This is a genomic window from Tepidibacillus decaturensis, from assembly GCF_001561915.1.
Taxonomy (GTDB): domain Bacteria; phylum Bacillota; class Bacilli; order Tepidibacillales; family Tepidibacillaceae; genus Tepidibacillus_B; species Tepidibacillus_B infernus.
Genome location: NZ_LSKU01000001.1, coordinates 507,784 through 528,155 on the forward strand (window position 1 = coordinate 507,784; position 20,372 = coordinate 528,155).

The 20,372-nt window shown below is 35.8% G+C and carries 21 protein-coding genes and 2 tRNA genes; 17 read left to right on the forward strand and 6 right to left on the reverse strand.

Annotation, left to right across the window (positions count from 1 at the left end; translation table 11 throughout):
• Nucleotides 1-191: 191 nt before the first annotated feature.
• The 3 genes from U473_RS02375 to U473_RS02385 all read right to left on the reverse strand — a co-directional run bounded on the left by U473_RS02375 (nt 192) and on the right by U473_RS02385 (nt 1,826).
• Nucleotides 192-386 carry a DUF378 domain-containing protein gene (locus tag U473_RS02375; RefSeq protein ID WP_068722986.1) on the reverse strand — a complete coding sequence of 65 codons (195 nt, stop codon included), beginning with the start codon at nt 384-386 and terminating at the stop codon, nt 192-194.
• A 164-nt stretch (nt 387-550) separates the two neighbouring features.
• Nucleotides 551-835: a LysM peptidoglycan-binding domain-containing protein gene (locus U473_RS02380; protein ID WP_068722988.1), complete on the reverse strand. Its 285-nt coding sequence runs from the start codon at nt 833-835 to the stop codon at nt 551-553.
• 79 nt (nt 836-914) lie between these two features.
• Nucleotides 915-1,826 (reverse strand): RluA family pseudouridine synthase, encoded by a 912-nt coding sequence (locus tag U473_RS02385; RefSeq protein WP_082732329.1) that lies wholly within the window; start codon nt 1,824-1,826, stop codon nt 915-917.
• A gap of 144 nt (nt 1,827-1,970) precedes the next feature.
• Here U473_RS02385 and U473_RS02390 point away from each other — a divergent pair, with 144 nt between their 5' ends.
• The 16 genes from U473_RS02390 to yihA all read left to right on the forward strand — a co-directional run bounded on the left by U473_RS02390 (nt 1,971) and on the right by yihA (nt 16,532).
• The gene (locus tag U473_RS02390; protein ID WP_082732330.1) at nt 1,971-2,201 is read left to right on the forward strand and encodes a hypothetical protein; all 231 of its coding nucleotides are present in this window, start codon (nt 1,971-1,973) and stop codon (nt 2,199-2,201) included.
• A 3-nt stretch (nt 2,202-2,204) separates the two neighbouring features.
• Entirely contained in the window at nt 2,205-2,690 is a 486-nt protein-coding gene (locus U473_RS02395) for a hypothetical protein (RefSeq protein WP_068722990.1), read from the forward strand.
• Between the two features lie 112 nt (nt 2,691-2,802).
• Entirely contained in the window at nt 2,803-3,993 is a 1,191-nt protein-coding gene (locus U473_RS02400; protein ID WP_068722993.1) for a M24 family metallopeptidase, read from the forward strand.
• Nucleotides 3,994-4,084: 91 nt separating this feature from the next.
• Entirely contained in the window at nt 4,085-4,318 is a 234-nt protein-coding gene (locus U473_RS02405; protein WP_153011981.1) for a helix-turn-helix domain-containing protein, read from the forward strand.
• Between the two features lie 123 nt (nt 4,319-4,441).
• Nucleotides 4,442-4,882 carry a MarR family winged helix-turn-helix transcriptional regulator gene (locus tag U473_RS02410; RefSeq protein WP_068722996.1) on the forward strand — a complete coding sequence of 147 codons (441 nt, stop codon included), beginning with the start codon at nt 4,442-4,444 and terminating at the stop codon, nt 4,880-4,882.
• A 36-nt stretch (nt 4,883-4,918) separates the two neighbouring features.
• Nucleotides 4,919-5,713: a glutamate racemase gene (gene racE, locus U473_RS02415; protein WP_068722998.1), complete on the forward strand. Its 795-nt coding sequence runs from the start codon at nt 4,919-4,921 to the stop codon at nt 5,711-5,713.
• Between the two features lie 81 nt (nt 5,714-5,794).
• Nucleotides 5,795-6,868: a GerMN domain-containing protein gene (locus U473_RS02420; protein ID WP_161937269.1), complete on the forward strand. Its 1,074-nt coding sequence runs from the start codon at nt 5,795-5,797 to the stop codon at nt 6,866-6,868.
• Nucleotides 6,869-7,142: 274 nt separating this feature from the next.
• A complete protein-coding gene (rph, locus tag U473_RS02425) occupies nt 7,143-7,922 on the forward strand; it encodes a ribonuclease PH (protein WP_068723002.1) in 780 nt (259 codons plus the stop codon).
• Entirely contained in the window at nt 7,891-8,493 is a 603-nt protein-coding gene (locus U473_RS02430) for an XTP/dITP diphosphatase (RefSeq protein ID WP_068727395.1), read from the forward strand. Before rph ends, U473_RS02430 begins: the two co-directional genes overlap by 32 nt.
• Nucleotides 8,494-8,536: 43 nt before the next feature.
• A tRNA-Gly gene (locus tag U473_RS02435) sits at nt 8,537-8,610 on the forward strand.
• A gap of 23 nt (nt 8,611-8,633) precedes the next feature.
• Nucleotides 8,634-8,710 (forward strand) — tRNA-Arg (locus U473_RS02440).
• Nucleotides 8,711-8,971: 261 nt separating this feature from the next.
• Entirely contained in the window at nt 8,972-10,252 is a 1,281-nt protein-coding gene (gene tig / locus U473_RS02445; RefSeq protein WP_068723004.1) for a trigger factor, read from the forward strand.
• A gap of 154 nt (nt 10,253-10,406) precedes the next feature.
• On the forward strand, nt 10,407-11,672 hold the full coding sequence (gene clpX / locus U473_RS02450; protein WP_068723006.1) for an ATP-dependent protease ATP-binding subunit ClpX: 1,266 nt from the start codon (nt 10,407-10,409) through the stop codon (nt 11,670-11,672).
• 145 nt (nt 11,673-11,817) lie between these two features.
• A complete protein-coding gene (gene lonB, locus U473_RS02455; protein ID WP_068723008.1) occupies nt 11,818-13,509 on the forward strand; it encodes an ATP-dependent protease LonB in 1,692 nt (563 codons plus the stop codon).
• 90 nt (nt 13,510-13,599) lie between these two features.
• Nucleotides 13,600-15,927, forward strand: a complete 2,328-nt coding sequence (lon, locus tag U473_RS02460) for an endopeptidase La (RefSeq protein WP_068723010.1) — start codon at nt 13,600-13,602, stop codon at nt 15,925-15,927.
• A complete protein-coding gene (yihA, locus tag U473_RS02465; RefSeq protein ID WP_068723011.1) occupies nt 15,924-16,532 on the forward strand; it encodes a ribosome biogenesis GTP-binding protein YihA/YsxC in 609 nt (202 codons plus the stop codon). Before lon ends, yihA begins: the two co-directional genes overlap by 4 nt.
• 2 nt (nt 16,533-16,534) lie before the next feature.
• On the opposite strand, the gene U473_RS02470 is transcribed toward yihA, so the two are convergent.
• The 3 genes from U473_RS02470 to U473_RS02480 all read right to left on the reverse strand — a co-directional run bounded on the left by U473_RS02470 (nt 16,535) and on the right by U473_RS02480 (nt 19,140).
• A complete protein-coding gene (locus tag U473_RS02470; RefSeq protein ID WP_068723013.1) occupies nt 16,535-17,467 on the reverse strand; it encodes a DMT family transporter in 933 nt (310 codons plus the stop codon).
• Between the two features lie 91 nt (nt 17,468-17,558).
• On the reverse strand, nt 17,559-18,380 hold the full coding sequence (locus U473_RS02475; RefSeq protein WP_082732331.1) for an ABC transporter permease: 822 nt from the start codon (nt 18,378-18,380) through the stop codon (nt 17,559-17,561).
• Nucleotides 18,370-19,140 carry an ABC transporter ATP-binding protein gene (locus U473_RS02480; protein ID WP_068723015.1) on the reverse strand — a complete coding sequence of 257 codons (771 nt, stop codon included), beginning with the start codon at nt 19,138-19,140 and terminating at the stop codon, nt 18,370-18,372. The genes U473_RS02475 and U473_RS02480 overlap by 11 nt, the downstream gene beginning before the upstream one ends.
• Nucleotides 19,141-19,302: 162 nt before the next feature.
• Between U473_RS02480 and U473_RS02485 the strand changes: the two genes are divergently transcribed.
• On the forward strand, nt 19,303-20,372 hold a 1,070-nt coding region (locus U473_RS02485), incomplete at its 3' end, for a M3 family metallopeptidase (RefSeq protein ID WP_161937270.1).

Here is a 20,372-nt window from a genome sequence, read left to right on the forward strand (position 1 = left end):
AATAACAATAAATGAAAAAGATGTAAAGTTTTTTTTGTTATTTCAACATTTTGTTAAGACACCCATAGTCCCAGCAAAAAGATTATGAAGCATTGGTACAATAACCCAATCTGTTATATTGCCGATCAATGTAAAGAAAGAAAAAGCCCAAGGGGTTACTTGGGCGTGATTCAATGTGAAAAATTGTACCTTTAAACATGTGTACGTTCTCTAAATAATAATGAAATAGAATAGATACCAGCAATTCCAATGAGTGTATAAATCACTCTACTAAGCCATGCATCTTGGCCACCAAATAAGCTAGCAACAAGATCAAATTGAAATAGTCCAACCAGTAGCCAATTTAATGCACCAATGATTACTAGAATCAATGAAAGTCTAGTCATTTTAAATTCCCTCCTTCCTTAGCTTTTATTATTGCCAAGGAAAAGAGAAATATTACTCTCTTTTATCTTTTTTACTAGATTTTTGCAGATGTCTATCTAAAATATGTATTGTAATTTAAAAAAAATAAGAACCCTTGGGAGAATGTTAGGGTTCTTAAATGGTGTTATTCTTTTTCTTCAGTACGGGTTCTTGGTCTTTCTAAACGTTCAACTCTACGTTCTAATCTCTCAACCCTACGTTCTAGTCTTTCTACTCTTCTAATTAAATCTCTTGGTTGTGGTGGATATGGAGTTGGTGTTGGGGTGGAAACAGGAATGATTAATCTTTGACCAACATAAAGTAAATTAGGGTCAGTTAACCCATTTGCTTGCATAATGGCTTGGGGTGTCGTACCAAAACGAGCTGCAATTGCCCATAAAGTATCACCAGGTTGAACAATGTAAGTCATTAACAAACCTCCTTTTCATTTGTTCATCACAGCATATGGGAAATAAAAAGGAAGTGTGCTATTTTATCATGCCCAAAATTTAGTTTATCGCCCTGAAAATAAGAGTTTGCATATCTGTTGGTAATTCCGCCTGAAAGGTTAAATATTCACGAGTGATTGGATGATAGAACGATAACTTAGAGGCGTGCAAGGCTTGATGATTTAACCAATGTTCACCTGTCTTCCCGCCATACAATTCATCACCAACTAAGGGATGATTGATCCAGCTCATATGAACACGTATCTGATGGGTTCTTCCTGTTGCTAATAGTAACTCTAATAATGAAAAATCTGTAAAACTTTCGATGGTTTTATAATAAGTAATAGCCGATTTGGCTTCCGGTTGTTGGTCTGTTACTACAATTCTTTTTATAGCATGATTAGGATCTTTCATAATGGGTGCATCGATTACCCCTTTTTCTTTCGTTACATATCCATGAACCAACGCTAAATAAGTTCGTTTCAAACTTCGATCATGTAATTGTAATGCTAATTGATGGTGAGCATATTGGTTTTTAGCGACGACAAAAAGGCCGGTTGTATCTTTATCTAATCGATGAACAGGGCGAAAACGACATTGGTCCCCTTTTTCATTCCAATAATGCATCAGCCCATTAGCAATCGTGCCAAGATAATGATTTCTTGTTGGATGTACTACAATTCCTGCAGGTTTATTGATTACAATCACATCCTGATCCTCATAGCGAATATCTAAAGGGATAGGTTGTGGGAGGATATCAAAAGAAGTTTCAATAGGAATCAAAAGCCGTAATTGATCTCCTTGTTTTACACGGGTTGATACATAGACTGCTTTCCCATTTAGGTAAATTCCATTGTTAGTTTTAATTTTACTTAACGATTTTCTAGAAAAATGGTAATGATCAAATAAAATTTCTTTGATCATCATTCCTTCCCATTCAATAGGAATCGTTACATTCATTAATTCTTTCATCTTTTTCCACCCTTACAGAAATAGGTATCCTTCATTTGAACATACTAGAGATAGGAAATAAATGCTATACTATTTACAATGATAGACAAATTGTACACTTAATTAACAACTATATCAATCAAGGGAATTAAAGGAGAGAGCGAATTGGATAAACATCAGATCTATAAATTTGACAAATGGAATCAAATGCATGTAGAAGTACAAGGAAGGCAAATCATCGTTAGAAAAATATCGACAGAATGGGGAGAAGAAACCTTTACATTCACAGGGAGGAACGAATTGCTAAAATGGGCAGAGCAATATTTTAAGTTTACCCCTTTAGAACAAACAGATAAAGAATACAATTATTGGCTGGATTTATTTAAATCCATTTAATAAATGATGTACTTTCATGGCATTGATTACGAGTATTTACTTTATCAATATCCTGTTTTATCTCCGAGGTTAACGATTTTAAGACAAAACAAAACACAACAACAAGATAGACAACATTTATTAGAACGGTTTGGTTTTGAACCGGTGCATTTTTTAGAATCAAGTGCTTCTTATTCGATTCAACAAGCTATACAAGCTTGTTCAGCATTTGGTAATGTTATTTTCGTATACCATGTCTTACCATTTCCTATGTTGCAACTTTCAGAGCATGAAGTAGGGGTTCCTGCTATTGACACAAGAGAAGCGAATTGGATTTTTGTCAACCATTATCAACTTATTGATAAAATTCGACCTCTTTACCCGAATCTACCTATTCTATTTTGTAAAAAGCAACAATATTCCAACAAAATTAGGACTATCTACCGATGGAGAAAATACTCGAATTCTGTCAAAATAAAATTTAACTATAAAAATGGAGTGGTAAATTGAATTGGCGATCAAAAGAAACCTCAAAATCGAGGTTTTTTCTTTTTTAAGTTTAAGGTACAATAGAGATGCATATTGTTCAGAAAATTATGAAAAATATAAAGTAGGTGATTGAATGAATTATCAAGTTGTTCCTAAACAGGAACTAAAAGAGAGAGTTGCAAAACTACAACAACTACTTGAGCATCTGCAATATGACGGAGCATTGCTTACTCAGCATGTAGACCTCTTTTATTATTCAGGTACGATGCAAAACTCAATAATGTTTATCCCTAAGACCGGCGAACCTCTCTTGTTCGTCAAAAAGAGTATGGTTAGAGCAAAAGAGGAAACACCTTTTAATATCGAAGCATTAGGCTCGTTAAAAAATTTGCCTGAGCAACTTTTAAAAAAAGGATACCTTTTTAGAAAAGTAGGAATTGAATTAGATGTGTTGCCTTATAATCAATTTGTACGAATCAAAAAAGTATTTTCAGATACGCAATTCTATGACCTTTCTCCAACGATTCGTTTACAACGAAGCATCAAATCTGCCTACGAAATTGAGATGATTCGTCAATCTGCTCAAGTGGCGTATGATGCCATGCAAGCTGTTCCAAATCTTTTAAGATTAGGTATGACAGAAGTTGAATTTATTGCAGAATTAGAAAGATTTATAAGAGTGAGAGGACATATTGGTCAAGTTAGAATGAGAGCATATAACCAAGAAATCGTATTAGGGATGGTTGTTTCTGGAGATTCAGCAACAGTACCCTCATCTTTTGATGGCCCTGCCGGTGGAGAAGGTTTAACTCCAGCCATGCCACAAGGGGCCGGTTGGAAAAAGATTGAGAAAAATGAACCTATTTTAATTGATATGGCGATTGCGGTGAATGGTTATATTGTTGACCAAACTCGTATGGCAATCATTGGTGAACTGGAAAAGGAATTAGAAGAAGCTTATCAGGTTTCATTGCATATCTTAAAGGATACGGAGAAACAAGCAAAACCTGGCACATTATGGTCACAACATTATTTAAATGCTTTAAAAATGGCAAAAGAAGCTGGTTTAGAAGATTATTTTATGGGATTTAAGGAGGATCAAGTTAAGTTCTTAGGTCATGGGGTTGGACTTGAGTTAGATGAATGGCCAGTGTTAGCAAAAGGGTTAGACCAGCCTTTAGAAGTTGGAATGGTCATTGCAATTGAACCTAAATTCACCTTTCCAGGTAAAGGGGTGATAGGTATCGAAAATACCTATGTTGTTACAGAAAAAGGTTTAGAATCTTTATCTTTTGCAGCTGAAGAAATTATTAAAATTCCATGATCGCCTAGTTTACCCATGCACTTTCTTCATGTATTTCACATAATATAATTTGAAATCTCCCTTGTGAATTGATGAGCCCGAGCAAGGAGGGATGGAACTTTTGAAGGGTAATGACCAGCATGCAAAACCACTGTTGACGAATCGAGAAAGAGAAGTATTTGAATTATTGGTTCAGGATAAGACAACAAAAGAAATCGCAAAACAACTGTTTATTAGCGAAAAAACTGTTAGAAACCATATCAGCAATGTAATACAGAAACTTGGTGTCAAAGGAAGATCTCAAGCAGTTGTTGAATTGGTTCGGCTCGGGGAACTTAAAATTTAGACCGCTGCTAACCCCCTAAAAGACTCTACTATTTAGTAGGGTCTTTTAATCTAATGGGTTATTTTAATCATTTTCTGATATAATACATAAGTAAATGTAAAAGTATTTGGAGGTTTCTTAGATATGGAACACCCTCGTCAACAAATTGAAAAAATTGAATACGTACTCAGAAAAATTAGTGGAATCATTAAGAGAAAAGGAAGAGAAATCTTAAGTGATTTTCCGATTACCCCACCACAATTTGTTGCTTTACAGTGGCTAAATGAGGAAGGGGACATGACGATCGGTGAATTAAGCAATAAAATGTTTTTAGCTTTTAGTACAACAACTGACTTAATTGATCGTATGGAGAAAAACCATTTAGTAGAAAGAGTTCGGAATCAAAAAGACCGCCGTGTTGTACAGATTCACTTATTAGAAAAAGGGAAGCAAATTATTTCTGATGTGTTAGAAGCAAGAAGGGATTATTTATCAAGTATTTTGCTAGATATGGAACCAGAAGAAGTAGAAAAAATTCAGTTAGCGCTTCAACAGTTATTTGAAAAAATGGATAAGGATATTTAACTTTGAATGAAGACTTCTTAGGGGGAACCGAAGATAATGGAAGAACAACCAATAGGGATATTAGATTCTGGAGTAGGGGGGTTAACGGTAGTTAAAGAGATCTTTAGACAACTACCAAAAGAGAAAGTCATTTACTTTGGAGACACAGCAAGGTGTCCATATGGTCCTAGACCTGCTGAGGAAGTAAAAGAATTTACCTTAGAAATTGTCAATTTTTTAGTGAAGCAAAAAGTGAAAATGATTGTAATTGCTTGTAATACGGCTACAGCTGCTGCTTTAGATACAGTTAAAGAGAAAGTGAATATTCCGGTTGTTGGCGTCATAGGACCTGGTAGCTTAGCTGCGATTAAACACACAAAAACAGGTAAAATCGGTGTGATTGGCACAGAGGGAACGATTTTTAGTGGGGCATACGAACAAACATTAAAAAAGATTAATCCTAAACTATCTATTGTTAGTCAAGCATGTCCTTCTTTGGTTCCACTCGTAGAAAGTGGTATTCAAGAAAAAGAGGAAATCAAAAAAATTGTAAATGAAGCATTAAAACCTATAGCCAAAAAAGAAATAGATTCATTGATTTTAGGCTGTACCCATTACCCGATTCTTAGTGAGTACATCCAAGAGGTGGTAGGAAGTCATGTAAAGCTGTTAAGTTCGGCTGAAGAAACAGCGAGAGAAGTAAGTACGATTCTTCATTACCAAAACATTGCTGCTCATCATTTGAATTCATCTGCTCATCGTTTTTATACAACTGGAGATCCAATACATTTCAAACAAATTGCAGAACAATGGTTGGGCCAAAAAATAGAAGTAGAGTCGGTTAATTTGTAATTTTTTTGGACAATGTTGGTCTATTTCTCCTCAGGGCTCGTATAAATAATTATAGATATTGCCTTGAGGAGGGAAAAGATGATGATAAGAAACGGTATGAAATGGATCATCATGTTCAGTATGGTGGCTATCCTTTTAACAGGATGTGGATTATATGGACCAGAAGAAAAAACAGAGATTGATCCACCACCAGCAACCTTAGAAAGTCAAGATACGACAGGTAGTACACTTGAGGTAACGAATGTAAATCCAGATCAAACATCTTCAAGTGCTGAAAACGACCAAGATATGAAGACAGTGAAATTTACGATTTATTTTTTAGATGAAAAAGGGGATGTCGTGCCATTAACCATGGATATTCCTAAAGTTGTTGGAATTGGTCAAGAAGTATTAAATTATATGATCGTAGATGGACCAGCAGCTGCAATGTTACCTGCTGGATTTAAACCAGTCATTCCTGCAGGAACAAAACTATCTATGAAAGTAGAAGCTGATCAAAAATTGGCAAAAGTAGACTTTTCAAGAGAATTTTTAAATTATGAAGCAGAAAGTGCAGCCGATGAGAAGAAGATTTTAGATGCGATTACATGGACATTAACTGAATTTCCAACAGTTGAACAAGTGGAAATTACTGTAAATGGTTATCCTTTAACAGAGATGCCAAAGTGGAAAACTCCAATATTAGGGCCTTTAAGTCGATTAGATGGAATTAATCTTGAATTAGCAAACAACATTCAAATGGGTCATACGACACCTGTGACAATCTATTTTCAAAGAACAACAGCTGATCATGAATATTTAGTTCCCGTGACAAGATTGATCCCGGCAACTGAAGATATTGCAAAAGCAACGATTGAACAATTAATTCTTGGTCCAAAGTCAGGAACTGATCTAACCAGTTCCTTGCTTCCATCGACCAAAGTATTAGATGTAAAAGTAAGTAACAATCTTGTCGTTGCCGATTTTAGCGATGATTTATTAGGCTTTAATCAAGAATTATCTCAAAAAGTGATAGATATGATCGTATGGTCACTTACTGAGAATACTCCAGCCAAATCAGTGCAAATTAAAGTTCAAGGAAAAACCGAAACCTTAAAAGAGAATCAATCGAAGCCAATTGTAAGACCAATTGCAATCAATGCAAGTTTATTGTAATAAAACCCACAATAAAAATGTTGAGAAATAAGTTAAGGGGGGGTTGGTTGAGAAACTCCCCTTTATTACTGTATTGGAAAGTTTAATTTCATTAAAGTAATAAAGTAAAATTAAACTTGAACAATCGGCATCAAAAACTTCCTCTAAAGAAGGAGTTGACTACCTCTTCGAGAAAACTTTGATAGAGGTTTTTGTTAATGGTAAAACTCTTGCAAAGATCAAACGATATTGGTCATAATATGTAATGGAAGAACAAAAATTGGAGGATTTGATGATGAGACCAGATGAGAGAAAGAATAATGAATTAAGAAAAGTAAAGATCACAAGAAATTACATAAAACATGCAGAAGGTTCAGTATTAATTGAAGTCGGAGATACAAAAGTCATCTGTACTGCGACGGTTGAAGAACGCGTTCCACCTTTTATGCGTGGGGAAGGAAAAGGTTGGGTCACCGCTGAATATTCGATGCTTCCAAGAGCTACCCATACAAGAAATCAAAGAGAATCGATAAAGGGTAAAGTAAGTGGAAGAACAATGGAGATTTCAAGGTTAATTGGTAGGGCATTACGGTCAGTCATTAATTTTGAAGCCTTAGGTGAGAGAACAATTCTAATTGATTGTGATGTCATTCAGGCAGATGGTGGAACTAGAACAGCTTCCATTACTGGTGCTTTTGTTGCTATGGTCGATGCATGTCATCATATAATAACAAACGGTAAATTAGCAAGCATGCCCATTCAGACCTTTATTGCTGCAACAAGTGTTGGAATTATTGACGGTGAACCTCGTTTAGATTTAATGTATGAAGAGGATTCACAAGCAAAAGTAGATATGAATATTGTGATGACAGGTGAAGGTAAATATATTGAAATACAAGGAACTGGTGAGGAATCTCCATTTACAGAAGAAGAACTAGGACAATTATTATCTTTAGGGAAACAGGGAATTTTGCAATTAATTGAGTACCAAAAAGAAGCTCTAGCAGAGGTAGCAAAATTAGTAGGGGTGAAATCGGTTGAAGATCAAGGAAGTAGTAATAGCCTCAACAAATAAAGGTAAAATTAAAGAATTTCAAGAGATGTTTCAGTCATTTGGAATCCGTGTTCGAACTTTAGAAGAATTTGGTGAGATTCCAGATATTGAAGAAGATGGAGAAAGCTTTGAGGAAAACGCGAAGAAAAAAGCAGAAACCATATGTGATCAACTACAGTTACCAACAATTGCTGATGATTCAGGCTTAATGGTTGATGCCTTAGGTGGGCAACCGGGTATCTATTCCGCTCGTTTTGCTGGAGAAGAAAAGAATGATCAAAAAAATATACATAAATTATTAAATATGATGACTAGCATTGATATGGAAAAGAGAACTGCACAGTTTGTCAGTGTAATTGCTTTTGCCATTCCAGGAGAAGAAACTATCATTGTAAGAGGAACGTGTAAGGGTATGATTGGTTATGAACCAAAGGGAGAACATGGTTTTGGTTATGACCCGATCTTTTATCTACCACAATATAAAATGACTATGGCAGAAATCGATCCGACACTAAAAAACCAGATTAGTCATCGTGCTCATGCAATAAGAAAACTAAAAAATAAAATAGAGTATGTTGACCTTAAATCCTAAAATTGCTATAATAACATTTGTCGTTTAGAGATATTTTATTTAGGCGGATGTAGTTCAATGGTAGAACACCGGCTTCCCAAGCCGATAACGCGGGTTCGATTCCCGTCATCCGCTCCATCATCTTGTTTGTATTAAGACAAGTCTCAGTAGCTCAGCAGGATAGAGCAACGGCCTTCTAAGCCGTGTGTCGGGGGTTCGAATCCCTCCTGGGACGCCAGCTTTATAATGTACATAACTGTTTTCTATATTTATCCCACAAAAGTAATCGGAGCAGCTTCTAAAGAAGTTGTTACTTTTGTGGGTTTTCTTATGATGATAAAACCTTCAACTTAGATGGTTTATTCAGTTATTGAAAAGAAACAGGTTTATGTTATAATGTAATGGTTATACTGTCATGTAGATCGAATTTGACCTAATAGAAGTAAACCATGTAATGGGTTTAAATAGGTGGAAGAGTTTTAGGAGGGGAATTTATAAGATGAAAGCAAGTGTCGAAAAAAAAGAGAAGAATCAAGTGGTTCTTCAGGTAGAAGTAGAGGTTGAAAAAGTAACAAAGGCCTTAGACCAAGCATTTAAAAAGGTAGTTAAACAAGTAAATGTACCTGGATTTCGTAAAGGAAAAGTACCACGTAATATCTTCGAAAAACGTTTTGGAGTAGAAGTGCTTTACAATGATGCATTGGATATTTTGTTACCTGAAGCTTATTCCCAAGCAATTAAAGAAACCAAAATCGAACCAGTGGATCGTCCAGAAATTGATGTAGAACAAATTGAACAAGGTCAACCTTTTATCTTTAAGGCAACAGTTACAGTTAAACCTGAAGTTCAATTGGGCGAATATAAAGGGTTAGAAATCTTAGCTAAAGATTTCTCTGTAAAAGAAGAAGATATTGAAGACGAATTAAAACAATTGCAAAATCGTCATGCTGAATTAATTGTAGTAGAAGAAGGCTCTGTTGAAAATGGAGATATTGCAGTGATCGATTTTGAAGGTTTTGTAGATGGTGTTGCTTTCCCAGGTGGCAAAGGGAATAATTATTCATTAGAGATTGGATCTGGGACGTTTATTCCAGGGTTTGAGGACCAAATCATCGGTATGAAAAAAGGTGACGAAAAAGACGTTGTCGTTACTTTCCCAGAAAACTATCATAGTGAAGATTTAGCTGGTAAAGAAGCAATATTTAAAGTCGTACTCCATGATATTAAACGAAAACAATTACCAGAATTAAATGATGATTTTGCAAAAGATGTGGATTTTGAAACATTAGATGAATTAAAAGCGGATATTAAGAAAAAATTAGAAGAGAAAGCCGCACATGAGGAAGAACACTATCGTAAAGATACTGTAGTAGAAAAAGCAGCGGAAAATGCGACTGTAGATATTCCTGAAGTGATGGTTAACAGCGAAGTAGATCGAATGATTAAGGATTTTGAACAACAGCTTGCTTATCAAGGTATGAATTTAGATCTTTACTATCAATTCTCTGGGACAGATGAAAATGGATTAAAAGAACAGTTCAAAAAAGACGCAGAAAATCATGTTAAAACCAATTTAGTATTAGATGCGATTGCAAAAGCAGAGAATATTGAAGTATCGGATGAAGAACTAGAGCATGAATTACAACATTTAGCAGAACAATACCAACGTGATGTAGAAGAAATTCGTCAAATCTTCTCCGCACGTGATGGTTTGGAAGGCTTAAAAGCAGATCTGCAAATTCGCAAAACCATTGATTTTTTATTAGAGCAAAGTAAGTAAAAGAGTTGACAAAAAATAAAAAAGGCACGGAGTTCCGTGCCTTGTTTTTAACATTCATGACACAATTTATGATACAATAGGTAAAAAAAGTGCATAGAACTTTGATGGTAGCAAGATCCTCACTTTATACCTTAGTTAGGGGTGAATTTTTATAATGTTTAAATTTAGCGATGAAAAGGGAACACTAAAATGTTCTTTTTGTGGTAAGTCCCAGGAACAAGTTCGCAAACTTGTTGCAGGACCTGGCGTATATATTTGTGATGAGTGTATTGAACTATGTAATGAGATTATTGAAGAAGAAATTGGCCATGAAGAGGAAGTAAACCTTCAAGATGTACCAAAACCACAAGAAATTAGGGAAATATTGGATCAGTATGTGATTGGTCAGGAATCTGCGAAGAAAACGCTTTCTGTTGCCGTATATAATCATTATAAAAGAATTAACATCACCAATAAATTTGATGATGTTGAATTACAGAAAAGCAATATCTTATTGTTAGGGCCTACAGGCAGTGGAAAAACTTTATTAGCACAAACATTGGCTAAAATTCTAAATGTTCCTTTTGCGATTGCTGATGCCACTTCACTAACAGAAGCTGGTTATGTTGGGGAAGATGTAGAGAACATTCTACTTAAATTGATCCAAGCGGCTGATTATGATATAGAACGTGCTGAGCGGGGAATTATTTATATTGATGAAATCGACAAAATTGCTAGAAAATCTGAGAACCCATCGATTACCCGCGATGTTTCTGGAGAAGGAGTTCAACAAGCACTTCTTAAAATCTTGGAAGGAACCACTGCCAGTGTACCACCACAAGGAGGTCGTAAACACCCCCATCAAGAGTTTATTCAAATTGATACGACCAATATTTTATTCATAGTAGGTGGAGCATTTGATGGTATTGAAAATATCATAAAACGTCGTATTGGTAAAAAAGTGATTGGGTTTGGCTCAATTGCTGGAACAGAACCCACAAAAGGAGAAATTCTTTCTAAGGTATTACCTGAAGACCTTTTGAAATTTGGTTTGATCCCAGAGTTTGTTGGTCGTATTCCCGTGATTTCTACCTTGGATCAGTTGGATGAAGAGGCGCTTATTCAAATTCTAACAACACCTAAAAACGCATTAGTGAAACAATATCAAAAGATACTTGAGATGGATAATGTAAAATTGGAGTTTGAACAAGATGCATTGGTTGCAATTGCTAAGGAAGCAATGAAACGAAATACCGGTGCAAGGGGGCTTCGTTCCATCATAGAAGGAGTTCTACTAAATGTAATGTATGAATTACCTTCTAGAAATGATGTATCTAAATGTGTCATTACCGAAGATTGCATCGTAAAAAAACTACCACCTACGCTTTATAATCATGAAGGAGAAATCCTTCCTGTGACCCGCAAAGAGGAAAGTGCATAAGATCAATGAATAAACAGTAATCACATTTTAGAAATGGCTGAAACATGCCATTTCTTTTTTACTCATTGTGATTACCATTTCCCTCCTAAGGCAATACTATATGTTAGTTTCTAAACACTAAAAGGAAAACCTTGGGGGGATATCAATGAATTTTACAGCGATAATTATAAGTATACAAGTGTTTTTTGGGATCATCATAGGTCTCTATTTTTGGAATTTGCTAAGGAACCAACATCAAAATCGAACAGCAGTCGATCGAGAATCAAAGAAAGAATTAGAAAAGTTGCAGAAACTAAGACAAATTTCCTTAACCGAACCATTGGCAGAGAAAACAAGACCGAGTACGTTTCAAGAAATCATTGGACAACAAGAAGGATTAAAGGCTTTACGAGCAGCTCTTTGCAGTCCCAATCCTCAACATGTGATCATTTATGGACCACCAGGAATAGGTAAAACTGCAGCCGCTCGATTAGTCTTAAATGAAGCAAGGCAACTTCCTTATTCACCATTTAATATGGATTCAAAGTTTGTTGAAATCGATGCAACAACTGCTAGATTTGACGAACGTGGGATTGCAGATCCATTGATAGGATCTGTTCATGATCCTATTTATCAAGGCGCAGGGGCAATGGGAGCAGCAGGAATTCCTCAACCCAAACCAGGAGCAGCAACAAAAGCCCATGGTGGCATCTTATTTATTGATGAAATTGGTGAATTACATCCGATTCAAATCAATAAATTATTAAAAGTATTGGAAGACAGAAAAGTGATCCTAGAAAGTGCTTATTATAATTCGGAAGATCCGAATATACCAAAGCATATCCATGATATCTTTCAAAATGGTCTTCCAGCAGACTTTCGCTTGGTTGGTGCAACCACTAGACAACCCCATGAGATACCTCCAGCGATTCGATCAAGATGTGTAGAAATCTTTTTTAAACCATTAACTTCTAATGATATAGCGATCATTATTAAAAACGCTTTAGATAAAATTGAACTACAGTATGAACAAGATGTGATTGAAATTGGTAAAAAGTATGCAAATAATGGCCGTGAGGCTGTTAATTTAGTTCAAATTGCTGCAGGAATTGCGCTATCAGAGCACCGAAAAATGATTTTAGCTAAAGATTTTGAATGGGTTATTCAAAGTAGTCAATTATCGCCAAGACCTGATCACCAAATTTCTGGGAAAGCAGAAATTGGTGTAGTGAATGGTTTAGCTGTCTATGGGCCAAATATGGGAACCTTATTAGAAATTGAAGTCACTGCTAAAAAAGCTAGCCTTGGGCAAGGAAAGGTGAAAATCACTGGAGTGGTAGAAGAAGAACAGATAGGCGGTTCCCAAAAAACTATCAGAAGGAAGAGTATGGCTTTAGGCTCCTTAGAAAATGTGTTAACCGTTCTAAACCTAAAGACAGACATCAATCCTTATGATTACGATATTCATATCAATTTCCCAGGAGGAACTCCAATCGACGGACCTTCTGCAGGGATCACGATGGCCACGGCGATCTATTCTGCGGTCAAAAAGATTCCGATCGACTCAAAACTGGCGATGACTGGGGAAGTAAGTATTCATGGAAAAGTAAAACCGATTGGTGGTGTGATTGCAAAGGTTGAGGCAGCAAGACAAGCAGGAGTAAAAAGAATATTGATTCCAAAAGAAAATTGGCAGCACATTTTCAAAGAATTTCAAGGTATCGAAGTAATAAAAGTAGAGACGATTGAAGAAGTCTTAGATTGGGCTTTAACAAAAGTCGAAGAAGAGTCTTATGCAATGACTGCCGAAGTTTTTTCAGCATCTCCTACCACCTTAAATTTTAAAGCTATGAATTAGACAAATAGATAAATATAGGTTAAAATTTCATTTGAATGTACATAGATATTGCTTTTTTGTTCTGTATTTTTGGCATGGAGGTGCTAAAGAATGGGTTCAAGTGATAAAAAAGAAAAAACCCTTCCTCTTTTACCATTAAGAGGCCTACTTGTTTATCCAAGTATGGTATTGCATTTAGATGTTGGCAGGGAAAAATCGGTTAAGGCATTAGATCAAGCAATGATGAAAGATGATTCCCTTATTCTATTAGCGACTCAAGAAAAAGTTCAAATAGAAGAACCTTCCATTCAAGATATTTATAAAATCGGAACCGTTTCAAAGGTTCGACAAATGTTAAAATTACCGAATGGTACGATTCGCGTCTTGGTTGAGGGACTTTATCGGGCGAGAATTGTAGAATACGTTAAGGAAGATTCCTATTTTGAAGTAGTTTATCGGGTGCTAGAAGAGCAGGATGAGGCGGATGCGATTGTCGAAGCATTAATGAGATCTGCCCTAGAGCAATTTGAACAATATGTGAATGTATCGAAAAAAATCTCACCAGAAACATTAGCCTCTATCGTTGATATTGATGAGCCTGGGCGTCTCACTGATGTCATTGCTTCTCATCTACCATTAAAGATTAAAGATAAACAAGATATTTTAGAGTTGGTGTCTGTAAAAGAACGTTTAGAAAAAATCTTAGAAATTCTAAATAATGAAAGAGAAGTTCTAGAACTAGAGAAGAAAATTAGCCAGCGAGTTAAAAAACAGATGGAAAAAACGCAAAAGGAATATTATTTGCGTGAACAAATGAAAGCTATTCAGAAGGAACTCGGGGATAAGGAAGGTCGAGCAGGTGAAGTAGAAGAGCTTCGTAATAAGTTAAATCAGCTAGAAGCTCCAGGCTATGTACTTGAGAAAATCACCAAGGAAATTGATCGTCTTGAGAAAATACCTACTGCTTCTGCAGAAGGAACAGTGATTCGAACCTATATTGATTGGTTATTTGATATACCCTGGACACAAAGTACTGAAGATGATCTCGATATTAAAAAAGCTCAGGAAATCCTTGATACAGATCATTATGGTTTAGAAAAGGCCAAGGAACGTGTGCTTGAGTATTTGGCTGTTCAAAAACTTACCAAAAAATTAAAAGGGCCTATCCTTTGTTTGGTAGGGCCTCCAGGGGTAGGTAAAACCTCACTAGCGAAGTCGATAGCCAAATCTTTAGGAAGAAAATTTGTTCGAATTTCTCTTGGCGGGGTACGTGATGAATCAGAAATTAGAGGTCATCGAAGAACCTATGTTGGAGCAATGCCAGGTCGAATCATCCAAGGGATGAAAACGGCAGGAACCATCAATCCGGTCTTTATCTTAGATGAAATTGATAAGATGGCTTCAGACTTTAGAGGTGACCCTGCATCTGCTTTATTAGAAGTGTTAGACCCAGAACAGAATAATACCTTTAGTGACCACTATATTGAGATTCCATATGATTTATCAAAGGTTATGTTTATTACAACAGCCAATACAGTACATACTATTCCAAGGCCTTTATTAGATCGAATGGAAGTCTTAGAAATTTCAGGTTATACAGAATTAGAAAAACTACAAATCGCCAAAAAATACTTGCTTCCAAAACAAATGGAAGAACATGGATTATCAAAAGATAAGCTTCAAGTACATGAGGATGCAATTATCGAAGTAATCCGTCGTTACACAAGGGAAGCAGGGGTAAGAAATCTAGAAAGACAGATGGCGACATTAAGTAGAAAAGCGGCGAAAATCATCGTCATAGGGGAAAAGAAAAAAGTGGTAGTTACCGCCAAAAATGTAAATCAATTTTTAGGCAAATCTAGATTTCGTTATGGAATGGCAGAAACAGAGGATCAAATTGGTGCTGTAACAGGATTAGTGTGGACAGCTGTTGGCGGTGATACGTTAACCATAGAAGTATCTGTTTTTCCTGGCAAAGGAAGACTAACCCTAACAGGGCAATTAGGCGATGTGATGAAAGAATCTGCTCAAGCAGCATTTAGCTATATACGTTCAAAGGCAAATGACTTAAAAATTGACCCAGAATTTTTGGAGAAAAATGATATCCATATCCATGTTCCTGAAGGTGCAATACCAAAAGATGGCCCTTCAGCGGGAATTACGATGGCTACTGCTTTAGTTTCCGCATTAACAGGTATTCCAGTTTCTAAACACGTAGGAATGACTGGAGAGATTACCTTAAGGGGGAGAGTATTACCTATTGGTGGCCTTAAGGAAAAATCTTTGGCTGCTCATCGAGCCGGTCTAACAACGATTATCATTCCTAAAGATAATGAAAAAGATCTAGAGGATATTCCTGATAGTGTGAAGAAGGATCTAACTTTTATCCCTGTAGAACATCTGGATCAAGTGTTGGAAAAGGCGTTGGTGGAACAATGAAAGTAACGGAAGCAGAAATTGTCATAAGTGCAGTAAAACCTAGCCAGTATCCAAAGGAAGCCCTACCAGAAATTGCTCTGGCAGGGCGTTCCAATGTAGGAAAGTCATCTCTTATTAATAAAATGATCCAACGTAAAGGATTGGCAAGAACCAGTTCAAAACCTGGCAAAACTCAAACCTTAAATTTTTATCGTATAAATCAACAATTTTATTTTGTCGATTTACCGGGATATGGCTTTGCAAAAGTTTCTAAGCAGCAAAGGGCTGCTTGGGGAAAAATGATCGAAGAATATCTAACCAAACGTGAGGAATTAAAAATTGTTTTGCTAATAACAGATCTACGCCATCCGCCCACAAAGGATGATCAAATGATGTATGAATGGCTAAAGCATTTTAGAATTCCTGTTCTTGTCATTGGAACCAAAGCAGATAAAATTCCCAAAGGAAAATGGGAAAAACATCGTAAAATTGCCATAGAAATCTTACAATTGGCTCCTGAAGATAAAATCGTGTTGTTTTCATCAGAAACAGGATATGGAAAAGATCAATTATGGAATGAAATCATCCCTTATATCACAAATAAAGAGGAAAATGACCTGGAATAAAATTATACCAGGTCATTTCTTTTGCTTTTAAATCGAATTTTGTTTGCAAATGCTTCTGGTGGAATCTCTGCTAAGATCATTCCAAGGATAATAAACAATCCACCGATGATAGCAAAAGAGGTTAATCTTTCATTTTGAATCAAATAAGATGTTAAAGCGGCAAAGACAGGTTCCATAGAAAAGATTATGGCAACACGAGTTGATGTTGTATAGGTTTGTAGCATCGTTTGAGCGACAAAAGCAAAAGTAGTTGCAAAAACTGCAGTAATAAATAATGCGAATAATACTTCTTTTTGTAGGATAACACCTAAAATGACTTGATGAGTAAAGTCCTCAAACAAAAATGCAAAGATTAAACTTAAGATAGCAACAACACTAATTTGAATCCAAGCCAAGGGTAAAGTTGGATAATTCGGAGCGTATTTTCCAGTAAATACGATTTGTAAAGCAAAGAAAATCGCACACATAAAGATCAAGAAATCCCCAAATTGGATACTTGATGTTTCGACCATCGTCAAAAGATAAAGTCCAACAGCTGCAAGAATACTCCCTAAAATCGTTGGCCATTTTGGAAGAACCTTTAACAACAGAATTGAGAAAATGGGAACCAGAACAACGTTTAAACCTGTGATAAACCCTGCTTTTGATGCAGAGGTGTACAATAAGCCAACTGTTTGAAATGCGTATCCTCCAAATAAAAAAACTCCCAACAAGGTTCCTGCGATCCATCCTCTTTTGCCAAGGGATGTGAAACTATTTCGATCAATCATGAGAATGATAGGAAACAAAATTAATGAAGCAAGAGCAAAACGGATACCATTAAAACTATGTGGTAATAAAATAGAGATCGCGTTTTGAACCATAACAAAAGTGGTTCCCCAAATGAGAGCCACTATTAGCAGAATAGAATCTGCTAGAAAACGTTTATTTTTCACTATCTACCACTCCCACCTCTAAAATGTTAGTTATAGTTTGCTAGGCTTATTTAGTATATCATGTGGGACACCTATCTTTCCAATGATAAACTTATTCATGAATCGATAGAATTTTTTTCTCAAGAAGAGATACAGCTTGATACATAACGGTTGCTGCAATGCTAATGACAAATAAACTCATCATAACCAATGTTAAATTAAAAACTTGAAAACCATAGATAATCAAATAGCCGAGTCCTGCTTTGGAAACTAAAAATTCCCCTACAATGACCCCTACCCAAGACAAACCAACATTCACTTTTAATGTGGAGATGATCGTAGGAAAAGAAGCAGGCAAAATAATTTTGAAAAAGATTTGATACTTTTTCGCTCCAAATGTTTGGGCTAGTTTTAGATAATTAGGATCCACTTCCTTGAAACTTGTATACACGACGATCGTTGTGATGATAATGGAAATAGCTAAAGCCATCACAATAATTGAGACATATCCAGCTCCAAAGGCAACAATAAAAATAGGACCTAAGGCAACCTTTGGCATCCCATTTAAAATAACTAAATAAGGATCTAACACTTTTGATATAAAAGGTGATACCCAGATGAGGGTGGCAAGAGCAGTACCAAAGACCGTTCCCAAGATAAATCCCACAAAGGTCTCCAATACGGTAATATAGATATGATGCTGTAATTCACCTGCAACCAACATTTGTACAAATAATCCCCAGATTTTACTGGGTTTACTAAATAAAAATTCATCAACCCATTGAAGATTTACGGTTAATTCCCACATACCAAGAAAAATGATAACAATGATCAGTTGGGTAATTCGGACATAGATGTGGTTTAACCGCAGTTTGGCTAAGTAGGCACCGTGTTCAATAGATTTTGCACCTTTTGTAAAAAACTTATTCATCATTATCCATTTCCCCCCATATCATATGAAAATAAGTTTGAAATTCAGATTTTTCTCTTGTTATAAAAGGAAGAGGATCACGCAATTCATCGGGGATTGGAATGATTTTTTTCACGTGCCCAGGATTTTTTCCTAAAATGACGACTCGGTCTGACATGGCAATGGCTTCACCAAGGTCATGGGTAACTAGAATTGTGGTTTTTTGATGCTTACGAATCGTTTCGACTACAAGGTCTTCTAACTTTAATTTAGTTTGGTAGTCTAATGCAGAAAACGGTTCGTCTAATAACAATATATCTGGGTTTGTCGCTAATGTCCGAACCAAAGCAACCCGCTGTCTCATTCCGCCTGATAATTGGTTTGGATGTGCTTTAGCATAAGAAGATAGCCCCATTTCATCTAACAGGTATAGAGCATGTTTTTTCGTTATTTCATTTAATCTTCCTTGTATCTCTAAACCTAGGAGGATATTCTCTTCAATCGTACGCCATTTTAGTAAATAGTCTTGTTGTAGCATATATCCAATTTTTTGTGAAGGACCAGTTACTTCTTGACCATTAATGATAATTTTCCCTTCAGATGGTGGAAATAGGCCTGATATCATCGACAAAATTGTACTTTTACCACATCCGCTTGGTCCAACCAGACTAATAAATTCACCTTTTTTTATCGATAAATCAATATCCTTGACCGCTAGAATTTCATCTGTTTGTGTATGATAGTTCTTGCTTATGCGTTCCAAAATAATGGAGATTTCACTCATCGTCATCCCTCCTTCCATATTCTATTCACTAGGCAGAAGTTGGGTTCATCTTTAGATATAAGGAAAAATGAACTTTCCAAGAAGGGTTTTTCAATAGGATTGAGAATTATATAAAAATTTGGAAATAATCTTAAGGTGTAATCAAAAAAGGAGGATGAATCTATGAAAATGAGATGGAGTCTAGATGTTTTATATCCATCATTTGATTCAGATGCATTTAAACAAGATCTGACAAAATGCACAGAAGGGATTCGCCAGATTAAAAAATGGACAAAAATCAATTTATCAAATCAAGAAGAACCCGTGAAAAAGCTTGAAAAATACATTACAACTCAAAATGATTTTTTACATTTATATAGCCGTTTACATAGTTTTGCGCAACTAACGCTTAGTGTTGAGGCTAAAAATGAGAAGGCTTTAAAGACTCTGGAGAAGTTAGAAACGATGAGTACAGAATTGGCAGAACCTACTGTTCAATTTCAGAAATGGTTAGGTTCTCTTAACAATCTAGATCAGCTGATTTCATCTTCAGAAATTTTAAAAGAACACCGATTTTATCTTTTAGAGCAAGCGAATAAAAATCAATATCTCCTTAGTGAGCAAGAAGAAGTCATTCTTGCCAAAATGAAAAATACAGGTTCAAAAGCATGGGCGAAATTACAAGAGTTATTAACCTCTACCTTATTAGTAGAGATCACTGTAAATGACGAGGAAAAACAACTACCGTTACCTGTTGTTCGAAATATGGCCTACGATAGTGATCCTCAAGTTAGAAAGATGGCTTATGAGGCAGAATTAAAATCTTACAAAAAAATTGAAGAATCTTCTGCTGCTTCTTTAAATGGAATCAAAGGAGAATTTATAACCATTAGTGAAAAAAGAGGGTATCAATCCCCCTTGGAAAAAACCTTATTAGATTCAAGAATGGATCAAGAAATCTTAGATGCTATGTTAACAGCGATGAGAGAAAGCTTACCTTCTTTTCATAAATTTTTTCGTAAAAAAGCAGAATTATTAGGCTATAAAAACGGATTACCCTTTTATGAATTGTTTGCTCCAATGGGTGAAGTAGATATGAAATATACGTATGATGAGGCAAGAGAGTTTATTGTAAAGAATTTCAGAACTTTTAGCGATAAACTTGCAAATTTTGCTGATCGTGCCTTTGCAGAACATTGGATTGATGCAGAACCAAGAGAAGGGAAAAGAGGCGGGGCCTTTTGTTCAAAGAT